Here is a 13,814-nt window from a genome sequence, read left to right on the forward strand (position 1 = left end):
TCCCGTTGTGCACGGGTGCGCCTTAACTGCGCAGTGAGTTCCCGGATAGATGCGCGCGAATGACTCATACACGTTGTCGCCTTGTCATCGATTCTTAAAGGAATGAGGCCACCTGGCTAAGGTGCTTTCGCTCTAGCTCAAGTTTCCACTGGCCGCACCACATATATGAACCAATGTTCACACCGGCATGAAACTTGCAACAACACATTTGGCTTTCAACTCCAACACGCCTTTACTTGTTTACGACTGATTGAGGTATCCCGATGAACGTTAGGTACGCTTACTTCTTCACCGCACTGCTCGCTCTGTGTGCATCCAGCTCGGCTGATATGCAGAAAGTCTCGTCTTGGAGTCAAGACCCGGCGCAGGCATTGAAGTCTGCAGCCGAACAAGACGCGCCCTTGTTTGTCCTCATCCGTATCGAAGCCAACGGCGAGATAGACCTTGCGCCCACGCTCGCTGCTCAGATCGCAGATGAAGATTTCGGCTGGCAAGGTACGGAACTCATCTATCCCGAGGAGTCGTATTCGAACGGATCGGTGGCACACCGCGTGATCACGTGGGCTAATCGTGTAGGGGCGACGCAGCTCCCCGCTCTGTCTGTCGTTTCTCCAGAAGGCCGTCCTTGCGGGATCATTCAGGGTGATAGCCTTTCTGAACCCCATTTACTCCAAGCCGAAATCGACCGCCTGAAGCAGAACTACGAAACAAGCCAATCGGCCTTTGCAAAGGCGGAGCTGGCCAAGGGATCAGAACGTGCTGAGCAACTGCACATCGCTTTGCAGGCGATCGACGCTCCCTGCCGTGACGCCTACCACGATGTGATGCAGCAGATCGTTACGCTTGACCCGAACAATGGCTTGGGCCTCCAGTCGCAATACCAGCCTGTCCTCACCGAAGTGCTGATCGATGAGGTCATCCAGGGCGAGGTCTATCCGCTGGTGGATGCCGGGGCCTACGAACAGGCTCAGAGCATCCTGGCCCGCGTGATCCGTGACCACGTGCTCACGATCGAGCAGCACCAACTGCTTCTGGCCTTCCAAGCCCAGCTGCTCCACTCGCAGGACCGCACGCAGGAAGCGATCGCGATGATTGACGAAGCCATCGCGATCGCCAACAACACCGGGCCAGCCCACGAGAAGCTCGTGACGGCGCGGCTCCAGCTCATGGCCCAGTAGGACGTTGCAACTCAGCCTGTCGATCATCCTTGCTTGCCGATATTTGGCTATAGCGAGAAGCCATGAGCTTTCGGCTTGCACGCTTTCGCGGACAACATCAATCTGCCCACAAAGTGGATCTCTGAAACTCGGCCCACAGTTTCTTCTGGCTGGATTTCTACTCTTGATCTCTGAAAGGAGGCAGTTCCGGCGGCAGGACTCGGCGATGCGGCTCTTCCAGCGATTCCAGGAAAGCGACCAGGTCATTGAGTTCCGAGTCGGTTAGATTCAACTCGTGAAGTAGGGGGGAGTTCTTGGGCAGAAGCGGATCGTTGGGGCGGTTCTTCTTGGCCCTCGGCTCGATCATGCCGCCGTTGTAGGCCCGAACGGTGACCATCAACGACTCGAACAAACCGTGGTGCATGTAGGGCCCGGTCCGTGAGATGTGGCGGAGCGGGGGCGTCTTGAACTTGCCCGAGTCCTGCGGATCAAGGGTGACGTGATACGCTCCAAGGTCTTCGCGCGGGGTGCCGTACAGCGAGAGGCCGGTGGTGTGGAGTTTGTTGTCCGACAGCAGCGGGCCGTGGTGGCAGTTCATGCACATGGCCTTGGTGCGGAACAGGTGCAGGCCACGCAACGCCGCATCAGATAGGGCATCAGGTCGGCCTTTGAGGAAGCGATCGAAATTGCTTCGGCCTCCGTTAATCGTCCGGACAAAGGTGGCGACCGCCTTGGTGATCGCATCGATGGTGACTTCGTCCTGGCCGAAGACCTCTTGGACCTTCTCGCGGTATTCGGGGATATCGTTGATGAAGCGGGCCACCTCATCGCCGACGCCGTGCATTTCGTTGGCGTTTTCGATGACCTTGAGCGTCAGGTCTTCAAGCGAATCGGCACGGCCATCCCAGAACAAGACATCCATATGACCGGAGTTCATCGCCGACGGCGCATTGCGTTGAAGCTCCAGCCGTTGCCGGCCAAACGACACGGTCCGCCCATCAGCCCAGCCCAGATCCGGGTCGTGGCAAGAAGCACACGCCATCTCGCCACTGGCTGAGAGCCTGGGGTCATAGAACAGCTGTCGGCCGAGCTCGGCCTTTTCTTTGGTGTAAGGGTTGTCTTCAGGAAACTCGACGTCCGGCAACAACCCCAGTTCCACCGCATCCACCCCCTCATCCACGATCATCACAGGCCATTCAGCGGACGGTTTGGAATAAGCTTCGCGGAGTTCTTCGGCTTCAAGAACTGCCGATGAGTCCGTAGAGTCGGAGCCACCCGCAAAGTTTACGCCGAACAGGATTATCAGAGATAATGCCGCAGGTACACTAGCTAAACGCATGTGAATTGCCCGATTCAATATTGTGACCAATAAAGATAACTATCGGAAATCCGTTACCGTTTCACGCAAAGCTGCAGAGCCATCTAAGAAAGAGGCGTTGACCGCGCCGAAATTGGAAACTTGACCATTGGTGTGTGGCTCATTGGGAGTTTCAAAGGGTGCGTATGCAACGCCTGGTGCGGCAGGTGGTAATGGGAATGGGCCGTAGCCTAGCCAGTTGGGATTGCCTGAATTGGCGTCAATCGTCATTTGATTATGAGCGGGGGCAGCTGCGGTGTCCCGGTTTCCCTGGGCATACCAATAACGACCAGGTCGATTTCTGTACTCAATCTCTTCATATGGATTTGAGCCAATATCCTGATCTCGGTTAGAGGCATTAAGATCCGCTGGACGAACCGCAGGGCGAACCAAATATGTATTCCCGTAATCTTGCATTTCTGGAATGGCAGACGGGCATATCCAAGCTTGGCCGGAACCCACCATATGGTTCCCTTTCTCCAGGGCAGCTGCAGCCCCCATAGCGTTCTCAACTCCTGTGATAAGAGGAGTTTGGTGCGAAGTGGCAGGGAAAGCTTGACCTGGAGCGATGTTATAAGAGTGGTAGCCGACCTGGACACCGCTTGGTAGGAAACCCTTGTAATCCACGGCATAGGTCGCACCGCCTTGGAAGATGCTGCGAACATTGGCAAGGCAGGCGATTTGACGTCCTTGAGCTCGGGCCTTGCCCAATGCGGGTAGAAGGATGCCTATGAGTAGTGCGATGATACTGATCACCACCAGCAACTCGATCAGAGTAAACGCACGCTGGGCCATAGGCCTACGGAATCCACGCAATATCAAAGGGGCTGGTGTCATCAATGGTGGGGTGACCTACGCTTGAAGGGGAGGTCAAAGGTAGGGGAAAGTCGTTTTTAATTGCAGGCTACGGGATAACCCCTTAGGATAAGGTGTTGGGAAATGTATGACAAGCCTAAACTTAATGAGTTGAATCAATAAATTCTTTAACGACTTAAGCGTTGCCCGCCGAACGGAATGAGAGAAAAGAAGGTTCATATGCTGATCAAGAATCGCGTTACCACTAACGTTAGGCGGTCCGGATGTCTCTCGGCCACCGTCATTGCAGGCTTATGTGCCGCTTCGGTAGAAGCTCAGTTTTTGAATAGCGGTCCGGTCTCTTCAAGTGTGCCCATGCGCCTGATCGGTGACGACGATGTCTTTCCGGAGGCCTCGGTTTCGTCACTTGGTGGGTCACCAAGGATTTCGTCCAACGGCGAGGTTGCCGTCCGAGTTCGTACTTCCTTTCTTGATACCAGTACTTTTCAGACGGTTTCGATTGACCGCTTCTACGGCGGCGACCCCGCTTCACCGGGTGTAGTCCTGCTTGAGAACACAGGAACAACCGCCACCACCGCGCTCGGCATCGGCCAGTTCAACTCAGCCGGACAACTCGGCTACAGCGCCAAGCTATCCACCGGTGCTCGTTTTGAACCCGATGGCATTTTCCTCGATGACACCCTGCTGGTCGCCGAAAGCACCGCGGTCCCCGTTTCCGCGGGCCTCAGCGCCGGGGCCAATTTCGGCGACGGCACGACCGGGCTCCGCTTTGTCGATATCGCCGACGACGGCGACGTGTTTTTCCTCGGTGAATACACCACCAACAAGACCGGCACGGTCAACTCGCCCGGCTCGACCCTCGACGGCCGCATGGGGCCGATCCTGGATCAGGCGTTGTTCCGCTACGACTTCGCCACCGGCAATTACAGCACCGTCCTGAACTCCGGCGACACCATCATCGACCCCGGTGCGTCTAACTACACCGTCGGTGCCTCCCAAATCGATAATAGCAGTGGCTATGAGGTCGAGCCGATTAACTCGGCATCCGTGTCCACCGACGGCAACAACTACGCGGTCCGGATCGATGTTAACCCGATCTCCAACGTGCTCAACGTCGACGGCATCACCGAGCGTCTTGCCGTGAACGGTACGTTTGCCACGTTCTCCGACGGCTCGCCCATCACCGAAGAAATCATCGCCCCGGTGGCGTTTGGCGGTGACGGGGTGAACGCGGTCATCGAGAGCATCAACACCTTCGACGTCAACAACAATGGCGACTACGCCGTGTCGCTGACGCTGGGTAACCCCACCCTCAACTCCTTTGAGGACCCCGATGCGACCAACGTTCTGATCGTCAATGGCGAGTTGGTCTTCAACAGCCAAAACACCTCGGCCATCGAAAACGTGACCCTCAACAACGACGGCGATATCGCGTTTACCTTCGAAGAGTCGATCGTCGTCAACGGCAGCACCGTCCTTGTCCCCGGCGACAGCACCAGCAACGGCACGCTCTTCGACCTCACCGGTGGTATCGACTTGTCCGACCGCGACGACAGCGAATCCGCCACCCTCGCGTTGCTCGGACGCAGCAACGTCACCGGCGGAACCAATCGTGCGTTCTTCACCATGGAAATCGATTGGCCCGCGATCTTGCTGGGTGATTACAACCAGAACGGCGTCGTCGACGCCGCCGACTACACCGTCTGGGCCGACAGCTTTGGTTCGATGGTCGACCTGGATGCCGACGGCAACGGAAACGGCGTCGTGGACGCGGCGGACTATACGGTTTGGCAAGACAACTTCGGCAACACGCTGAATGGGCAATCGAACACCATTGTCATCCCCGAGCCTGCGATGGGGGTGGTCTTGACCTGGGGGATTGCGTTGCTGTCCTTCCGCCGTTCGCAACGCAAGGCTTGATCGTTCAACTTGCGTGGCTTTTTACAATGGGCACGTCCCTTGCGATACCTATCCCTGGATACTCGAATTTAGCACAATTTTTGATTCAGCTGAGTCGTTCGTGATCGTCCCATATCGCGAACCGAGCTAGAATACGGGTATGCAAAGATCATATGCCCGCCCCCGAATGACCTCTCCTTCAACTGGCGGGTTGTGTTTTCTTTCACTTTTCCTGTTGCTCTCGATTTGTTTTTCATTCGGATGTGCAGCCACCGACACAAGCCACCAGAAGTCCGCATCGGGCTTGCAGGCTATCTGGGATTCCACACGGGTTTTCATCGAGCCCGATCAGCTGCAGCAGGTGTTGGATGAGCCGCAGCTCGTGTTGCTTCATGTCGGACACGGCGAACGAGGCTACCGGCTTGGGCATATCCCTGGGGCCCGCTACGTGGACTTCAAGGAGATCATAGAACTCGAGCGTGATGGATTGAAATCCGAATTGCCCAACCCTGAAGACTTCCAGAAGCGTGTCACAGCCTGGGGTATCGGCGAGGATTCGGCCGTGGTGCTTTATGGAGACGCGGCGGGCGTTTTCCCTTCACGCCTCTATGTCACCATGCAGCATTATGGTTGCGGTGACCGGGTTCGTCTGCTCAATGGCCATCTCCGCGGTTGGGTGGTCCAGGAAAGTGAATTGGATACGAGTGATTCGGCTGCTAGTGATTCGACTTTGCCCGGCGTGTCATTGACGATACTGCACGAGGGGGTTTCGGGCGTCATCGCCAGCACCGCAGACATCGACCGTGCGGTTGAAAGAGGCGAAACCACAATGCTTGATGTCCGCCCGGAAGATCAATACGCGGGGCTTAAAAGGGGGCCAGGCGTAAAGGAACCCGGACAGATCCCGGGGGCGGTGAATATGCCGTTGCAGCAAATGGTGACCGGGGTCAAGCCGCCCTGGCTCGTGAATCGAGATCAACTCAAGGCCGAGCTGTTAGCGATTGGAGTCGAACCAAACCGCCCGGTGGTGGTTTACGACGCACAGGGTATGCACTCCGCGCTCGCCTTCGCAGTGCTGAAGGAACTGGGTTATCGCGTTTCTCTTTATGACGCGGGGTATGCAGCCTGGTCCAAAAGGTAGATGTAGGCCACTATTCAACTGCGTGACGCCGTATCGATAGGCGAGATCAATATCTTGTGGCAAGATTCTCCTCGAGAATCGGTTCCACCTTGTGGGATGTGGCATGGCCATGGCATTGGAGTTCGCGAACACGAGGTTACCGGAAGTAATCACAGCCCCTGCGTGATGGCGGAGTTTGGGGCCAAAGCATTTACACCTGCCGGGGCGTAGCCCTGAAGAGTAGGGTAGGAAAGCGCAATTGTGTTGCCTCGCCAGATTGACACTATTGCTCGGCACGGTGGGTTAGGCGAAAAGGAAGTTGGATTTGCAGAGTATTTTCCGCATATCCCCTTTATTGAAAATCGCTTTGGGTGATATCTTTCCACGAGCGTGGGAATGTTACGCCGCGCCAGCCCGCAGCGGGTCGCACGTCCAGTGTTGAGTACCGCAATCAGAGGCGGGGAGAAACCTTTCGAATCTTTGTCCTGAACGGCAGTTAAACCACGTTCGCGGACCGACCTGTGCACTCAGGTCTAGCCCCGCGCAAGTTGTATGTCAGTGAAAGACTCATAACGAAACACTGTTTTTATTCATTGGCGGCGGACTTCGAGGCCGTCCTCATCCAGGTAGCATCTATGACAAAACTATGGCCCGGTTGCGTGTTCGGTTTGGTTTCCGTTCTTTCTGCGGTGGGGAACGGCGGACAGGCGGTAGCGCAACCCAATGTCATCGTGATCGTCGCCGACGACGCGGGCTATGCAGACTGGGGATTCATGGATGGCGTGGACGGCAGCAACCCGACCCCAAGCCCTATTCCGACGCCGAACCTCGATGCGTTGGCGGCCCGGGGGGTCAAATTCTCGCGGGCCTACGTTGGACAGTCCTGCCAACCAACAAGGGCGGCGATTATCACCGGTGGCTACCAGAACCGTATCGGCAACGAAGTTGTCGGGAACAACATTCAAGGTTTGCCGGCGAGCGCGACCACGCTGTGGGACCGGATGGGCGGCCAGGGCTACACGACCGGCGCGATTGGCAAGTGGCACCTCGGCAGCGTCGCAGGGCCGCAGGGCAATCGCCCCGAGACCCAGGGCGTTGATGAGTTCTACGGCATCTGGCACGGCTCGCGGAACTACAACCTTGGCAACACAAACCTGCAACCAACGCAACTGCTTCGCGAAGTCATTACCCAACCCAACGGGACTTTCACGGACACCGTGATCGAAGGCAACCATCGCGGCGAATACTTCACCAACACGATGGGCGACTTCGCCGTCGATTTCATCACCGACCACCACGATGACGCCGAGCCGTTCGTACTCTACCAGTCGTTCACGGCTCCGCATACACCGCTGCAAAATTCGCCGGATTTTAACGACCCGCGTATCGCGGGCTTGTCTGGCATCCAGAAGACCTATGCGTCGATGATGCTGACGATGGACAAAGAGATCGGCCGGATGATGGACCGTCTCGATGACCCTAACGGCGACGGCAATTCCAGCGACAGCATCAAGGATGATACGCTGGTGATCTTCGTAAACGATAACGGCGGCGCGCACTCTGGCTCATCTTCGCCCAACGGTGCAGACAATGGCCTGCTGCGGGCGGGGAAGGGGTCCTCGTTCGAGGGCGGCATCCGCGTCCCGATGATTATCGCGGGGGCCGGTGTCGACGCCGCAGTCCACGGCACGACCTACGACAAGAATGTACACGGTGTGGATATCCTGCCCACCGCATTCGCCGCCGCGGGTGGAACCTTCGGACCCGGTGACACTGGGATCGACGGCGTCAACCTACTGCCCTTCATCAATGGTACGGACACCTCCGACCCTCACGAGGTACTTGTCAACCGCCACCGTAAGCAGTTCGCCGTCATAAAAGGCGATCTCCGGCTGGTGAATAACGGCGGAAGCTCAACGAGCAATCATCAGCTATACAACGTCGCCACTGACATCGGCCAGACCAACAATATCGCCGGGTCGAACCCGGCCCTGGTCGCTGAGCTCGAGCGTGACCTCACCCATCATGAGGTCGAGTTCGACAAGCAGCGCTATGCGATCCTCGGCCAAACTGCAGAGGCCACGATCAACACCTTTGATCACTTTGTTTTTAACCCGACCCAGGGCGGCGGGGCCGGGGGCGACTTAACCATCATCGACGGCGCTACCGGTGACGGCGATTTCGAGGCCCCAGGGGCTGGATCTGGCTCGCTGAACTTTACGAACCACGCCAACTGGTTCAACGCCGGTGGGACAGAGACGATCAACTTCTCCAGCACCACCCAGACCAACGGAAGCTCGCAAGCGGGCTCACGGGCCGCGATGCCATTTCAAGACCGGACGCAGGTCAACAACACCGGGCATACCGTTGCAACGGCCGGCGAGACCTTCTCCCTGACCTACGACTTCGGGGCTGGCGGAGCCCTCGCTAACTGGAACGGAGACGAGACCATGCGGGTCTTCCTCTTCACCTCACCGGTCGCGGTAGACGGCTCGCTCGATACAGGAGACATCACCGAGATCGCGAGCACCAGCTACGCCGTTGACCGAGCCAACGATGGTCAGTGGACGACTTTCTCCGCCAACAACTTCTACACCACCACAGCGGCCGACATCGGCAAGGAGCTATTCCTTGGCATGGTATTTGAGGACCTGAGTGGAAGTACGCTCTTCCCCCGACTCGACGTTTTGTCGCTGTCCGCCACGGTGCAGAGCACACCGTCGACGGCTACCAACTGGTCGAGCAGCGAAGGATGGTTTGAAGGCGGTACGTCTAACGTCGAAACAATGTTCAACTCCGATGCCTTCGCTGGTGCGGTACTGGAATTTGGAACGACTGACGCCTTCAGCTACATCTCGAATAACGATATGGTCCGCGAGACGGGGCTGGAGTTCATGTTGAATAAGATGATCCTCAGCGGCACTTTCGGCGGCGCGTCGAACCAGACGGCGACAATCCAGGGCAACGAGCTACTCTTCACCGACGACCTCGACGGGAACGGACCGGAGATAGCAGTTAACGCAACCAACGACGGGGCCAACAGCTTCGCCTACGGCATCGATCTAGACGTGGTCATGTACGATAACCTCACTGTAGGCGGCGACGGCGACGTGTCGGTGACGATTAACGGTCAGATCCGCGACTACTACGATCCTCGGAACCTGACCAAGTCGGGAACCAGTACCGTGGTCCTTGCGGGCAGCAACGCTTACGAAGGCGATACGATCGTTGAAGGTGGTACGCTGACCATCACGTCGGCATACCTAGAGGAATCGGCTGACGTCTACCTGACCACGGGTGCGGTTTTCGACTTGGATTTCGCCGGAATCGACTCGATCGATGAACTGTTCTTTGATGGTGTGTCTCAGGCCATCGGTACCTGGGGTTCGATCGGCTCCGGGGCCGACAATGAGTCGGCCTTCTTCAACGGCACAGGTCTGCTTCTGGTCAGCACGATCGCGATCCTCGCCGGCGATTACAACGATGACGGCAGCGTGGATGCGGCGGACTATACGGTCTGGGCCGACAACTTCGGCTCAACTACGCTGCTCGATGCCGACGGCAACAATGACGGCGTGGTCGATGCGGCGGACTACACGATCTGGGCAGATAATTTCGGGGCCAGCAGAGCATCGGCCCAAGGCTTGTTGATCCCCGAGCCTTGCACGGCGATTGTGTTGTTCGCCGGTTTGTTAGGTCTATCGCGCAGACGGTAATGGCCAGCCGCCGCTGGAAATGCGTCTGCCCGCTCACGCCCAACGGTCGGCAAACCTCGGGCACCTTCAAACCTTTGCCAAATTCTACGTCGACCCGACTTAGCATCGCCGCGATCTGTTCGACAGGATGTCGCTTATTCATCCTGAGAATCCTTTCCGGCTTGCGGCCGGTGAGATTCGCTCACAACGCGTGGATCAAGATTTTAAGAGAGGTCACATACTGCCCATGTTTACCAACAAAAAAAGGACTCGCATTGCTGCAAGTCCTTTCATCAAAACGAATAGTGGGGAGTGGATTCGAACCACTGACCTCCGGGTTATGAGGGACCCTTGGAGGTATTTCGCAAATCTTTACTGCCAGAGCAATTACAGCCGTGAATGAGGGTTAGGCACTCTCAACAGCCTGTCCCATGTACACCGTGTTCTCCAAACCGCATGGGGCAGTTTATGGGGTAATTTGCGAGCAGATATGAGTCTGCTTGTAGCTTTTATTCATTCGCTCACTATAGCGACCCTTGGCGTAGCTGCTATTGGCTTGCGCAACCTCCAGCCAGCCGATCAGCACGCGTAACCAGATACTGAAATATGACTGCTGGCTGAATCCAAAATTCATCTAGACATTTCTTGGTTTGCTAACACTTGGCTCACTCTCAACAAACATCTCGGGGCTATTTTCTCATCTCAACGTTGAGCGAACAGGCTTGATCTGTCGGTAAGTCATATTTCATCGTGCGGGCTAGTCGTAACCAAATGCTCTCACTTACCTAACAAAACCAGCTAACGAGGCTGGAAAGGATACGTTATGCGGAATTTATTAAAACGAATCGCCGTCGGGGTATTGTCGCTTGGTGTAGGGATGTCTGCTGCCACCGCTGGTGAGCATCCAACGGGTACGTCGGACAAGCCGTTGCGTGTGATGTTGATCCCAGCGGATACTGGTGCGGACACGACCAAGAACGATTTTCAGCCTATTTTCAACGCGATTACCGACAACTATGGACTACACTTCGACCTGCGGGTCGGTAGCTCGTACGCTGCGGTGGTCGAAGGCATGGAGAGCGGTGTCGTGGACATCGCCTTCCTCGGTGCGGTGACCCTGCACCAGGCTAAGGAGCGTGACGCCGCGGAGCTTCTGGCTGTGTCGGTGAAGAAAGGGTCGAGCTCCTACTACTCGGGCCTGTTTGTACGTAAGGATTCGGGCATCACCACCCTCGAAGGACTCAAGGGCAAGGCGGTTTCGTTTGGCGATGTGAACTCGACTTCGAGCTTCAACTTCCCCGTGGCGATGCTTCTGGCTGGAGGCGTGGACCCGGTGAAGGATCTTTCAAACATCTATATCACTGGTAGCCACTCCAACTCCATCGCCGCTCTGGTTGAAGGTCAAGTCGATGCGTGTGCTTGCTCCTTCAACGCTTATGAGAAGGCGGTCAAGAACGGCGTTGTCGATCCGGCCGTGATTGTGCCGCTGATGAAGTCGGATCCGATCCCCAACCCGCCCCTGGCGATGCACCCCAACCTCGACCCGCAGGTCAAGGCCACGCTGATTGAAGCCTTTGAGAACATCCACGAGACCCCGGGCGTGACCCCCGAGATGATCCGCGGCTACGGCGGCAAGAAGTACGACCGCTACGACACCACCTTCCCGCAAGAATCCTTCGATGAAGCGATGACCAAGCTCGCCGCGGTCACCGACCAGCTCAAGGCTGAGATGCTTGAAAAAGCAGGCGAGAACTAATGATTGCCAATCGGCGTGTCCGCATTCGGGCATGCTCGAGTTAATCGAAAGCATCTTCTGCGGCGGGGGACCGCCGTGGAAGGTTTCCGCCTCGCCCGATGGGCATAGGCCTGCCTGAGAGAAGTACTGCGAAGGTAAAACGATGCTTGAACTCCGTGCAATCGACAAGGTGTATGAGTCGCGTCAGGGCAGGGTGACCGCGGTGGAAGGCGTGAGCCTCAAGCTAGAGAAGGGGGAGTTCTGTGTGTTACTCGGGCCTTCGGGGGCGGGTAAATCGACTGTACTCCGTGTGATCAACGGTATGACGCAAGCAACGAATGGTGAAGTGTCATTCGATGGTGAGCTAGTGACACGCCGCAATCGCCGATCGATCCAGAACCGCATCGGCACAATCCACCAGCAGTTCTTCTTGGTCCCACGTCTCAGCGTGCTGGACAACGTGTTGTCGGGCATGCTGCCGAAGCTCGGCTTCCTCCGATCGATGCTCAAGCTCTTTGCCTCGGCAGACCGAAAGCGGGCGTGTGAGCTCCTTGGGAAGGTCGAGTTGAAGGAGTCGCAGCTTTATCAGAAGGCGGGCAAGCTCTCGGGCGGCCAGCAGCAGCGGGTGGCAATCGCCCGGGCCTTCATCCGCAATCCCGATTTAGTTTTAGCCGACGAGCCGGTCGCCAGCTTGGACCCGTCGACGAGCCGTGGCATCCTTCGTCTTCTGCGTGGTGCCGCCCACGAAACCGGAGCGACGGTGTTGTGCAGCCTGCACCAGGTCGACTTGGCCCACGAGTTTGCCGACAGGATCGTGGCGATGCGTCAGGGCAAGCTGGTGTTTGACGGCAAGCCCAGCGAACTCGACGAGGCGATGCTGGCTCACATCTACGACGGGACGCCCACCTCTAGCCAGTCGGCTTCGACATCCAAGCCCCGGTCCCATGAAGAGGCGGTGGTGTCGATGCCCGGCCTGGAGGTCGCCCCCGCGTGAGCCAGGTTCCACTCCCCCATCCTGTTGCGACGAATTCGCCTACCGAGTGGAAGCTTCGTCAGCCGTACTCGAAGAAGTTTATCTTCGGCTTGCTCGTGGGTTTCGTTGTACTTGGCTGGTCGTTCCAGAACGTTGAGCTAGACCGCGGCATGAAGGAGTTGATGCAGGCTGTGGGCTACAGCGTAGGCCTCGCCGAGACTTCGCAGGTTGCGACCGGTGCGACGAATTACGTTGAAAAGGGTTGGCCCTTGGTGTTGTCCAAGGAGACGCCCGTCCTACGGCTGGAAGACTTCGACCGTAACAACTTGCCGTGGCTCAGCCATCTCGAAACGCGGACCGAGATCGAGCCGGAGTTCGACACCGACGCGATGCAGATGATCAACCACGAGGTGACTATCGAATACCTCGTTCAGCCTATCGGCTACCTCGGCCGGGTCGCCATGCTGATGATCGAGACGATCGAGATGGCGTTCTGGGGCACGGTGATCGCGGTGTTGGTGGCGATCCCACTAACGTTTTTTGGAGCCAAGAACTACACGCCGTGGATCGGTTTGTATCACCTTTCGCGGGGCATCTGCAGCTTCAATCGCGCTATGCCGGAGCTGATCACCGCGTTGTTCTTCGTGTTGATGTTCGGCTTTGGCCCGATCGCGGGTATGGTCGCGCTGGGGTTGCACACCAGCGGTTTGCTGGGCAAGTTTTTTGCGGATGACATCGAGAACGCCGACCCCGGGCCGCAGATGGCTTTGGCGTCGACCGGTGCGGGCAAGCTCAAGGTGATCCGCTTTGCGGTGTTGCCGCATGTGCTGCCGCAGTTTGTGGCCTACGTGCAGTACATCCTCGAACGCAACGTCCGCACCGCGACAGTGCTGGGCATCGTCGGAGCCGGGGGGATCGGGCTGGAACTCAAAGGCCGGTGGGACATGTTCGCCTACGGCCACGTCACCACGATCTTGCTGGCGATTTTCGTGACCGTTTACCTGCTCGAGTGTATGAGCCAGTATCTCCGTAAACGCCTGATTGATACCGACTGAACCGCTT

Annotated in this window: 10 protein-coding genes; 7 read left to right on the forward strand and 3 right to left on the reverse strand. The window is 57.2% G+C overall.

What is annotated here, in order from left to right; all coding sequences use genetic code 11:
- Window positions 1-263: 263 nt before the first annotated feature.
- Window positions 264-1,178 carry a hypothetical protein gene (locus HNQ40_RS16030; RefSeq protein ID WP_184678830.1) on the forward strand — a complete coding sequence of 305 codons (915 nt, stop codon included), beginning with the start codon at window positions 264-266 and terminating at the stop codon, window positions 1,176-1,178.
- A 157-nt stretch (window positions 1,179-1,335) separates the two neighbouring features.
- Here the strand turns inward: HNQ40_RS16030 and HNQ40_RS16035 are convergent, their stop codons facing one another.
- Both HNQ40_RS16035 and HNQ40_RS18425 read right to left on the reverse strand, forming a co-directional pair.
- On the reverse strand, window positions 1,336-2,343 hold the full coding sequence (locus HNQ40_RS16035) for a cytochrome-c peroxidase (RefSeq protein ID WP_221435582.1): 1,008 nt from the start codon (window positions 2,341-2,343) through the stop codon (window positions 1,336-1,338).
- Window positions 2,344-2,535: 192 nt separating this feature from the next.
- Window positions 2,536-3,309: a type II secretion system protein gene (locus tag HNQ40_RS18425; protein WP_246402911.1), complete on the reverse strand. Its 774-nt coding sequence runs from the start codon at window positions 3,307-3,309 to the stop codon at window positions 2,536-2,538.
- A gap of 375 nt (window positions 3,310-3,684) precedes the next feature.
- On the opposite strand from HNQ40_RS18425, the gene HNQ40_RS16045 reads away from it, so the two are divergent.
- The 3 genes from HNQ40_RS16045 (at window position 3,685) to HNQ40_RS16055 (ending at window position 10,065) form a co-directional block, all read left to right on the forward strand.
- Window positions 3,685-5,250: a hypothetical protein gene (locus tag HNQ40_RS16045; RefSeq protein WP_184678832.1), complete on the forward strand. Its 1,566-nt coding sequence runs from the start codon at window positions 3,685-3,687 to the stop codon at window positions 5,248-5,250.
- A 166-nt stretch (window positions 5,251-5,416) separates the two neighbouring features.
- Complete coding sequence (locus HNQ40_RS16050) at window positions 5,417-6,370, forward strand: sulfurtransferase (RefSeq protein WP_184678833.1); 954 nt, start codon at window positions 5,417-5,419, stop codon at window positions 6,368-6,370.
- Between the two features lie 527 nt (window positions 6,371-6,897).
- Window positions 6,898-10,065: a sulfatase-like hydrolase/transferase gene (locus HNQ40_RS16055; protein WP_184678834.1), complete on the forward strand. Its 3,168-nt coding sequence runs from the start codon at window positions 6,898-6,900 to the stop codon at window positions 10,063-10,065.
- A 445-nt stretch (window positions 10,066-10,510) separates the two neighbouring features.
- Here the strand turns inward: HNQ40_RS16055 and HNQ40_RS16060 are convergent, their stop codons facing one another.
- Window positions 10,511-10,678 carry a hypothetical protein gene (locus HNQ40_RS16060; protein ID WP_184678835.1) on the reverse strand — a complete coding sequence of 56 codons (168 nt, stop codon included), beginning with the start codon at window positions 10,676-10,678 and terminating at the stop codon, window positions 10,511-10,513.
- Window positions 10,679-10,867: 189 nt separating this feature from the next.
- Between HNQ40_RS16060 and HNQ40_RS16065 the strand changes: the two genes are divergently transcribed.
- The 3 genes from HNQ40_RS16065 to phnE all read left to right on the forward strand — a co-directional run bounded on the left by HNQ40_RS16065 (window position 10,868) and on the right by phnE (window position 13,807).
- Window positions 10,868-11,800, forward strand: a complete 933-nt coding sequence (locus tag HNQ40_RS16065; protein WP_184678836.1) for a phosphate/phosphite/phosphonate ABC transporter substrate-binding protein — start codon at window positions 10,868-10,870, stop codon at window positions 11,798-11,800.
- Window positions 11,801-11,942: 142 nt separating this feature from the next.
- Window positions 11,943-12,773 (forward strand): phosphonate ABC transporter ATP-binding protein, encoded by an 831-nt coding sequence (gene phnC / locus HNQ40_RS16070; protein WP_184678837.1) that lies wholly within the window; start codon window positions 11,943-11,945, stop codon window positions 12,771-12,773.
- Entirely contained in the window at window positions 12,770-13,807 is a 1,038-nt protein-coding gene (gene phnE / locus HNQ40_RS18670; protein WP_184678838.1) for a phosphonate ABC transporter, permease protein PhnE, read from the forward strand. The genes phnC and phnE overlap by 4 nt, the downstream gene beginning before the upstream one ends.
- The last annotated feature ends 7 nt before the right edge of the window (window positions 13,808-13,814 follow it).

It is taken from the genome of Algisphaera agarilytica, assembly GCF_014207595.1.
GTDB lineage: Bacteria > Planctomycetota > Phycisphaerae > Phycisphaerales > Phycisphaeraceae > Algisphaera > Algisphaera agarilytica.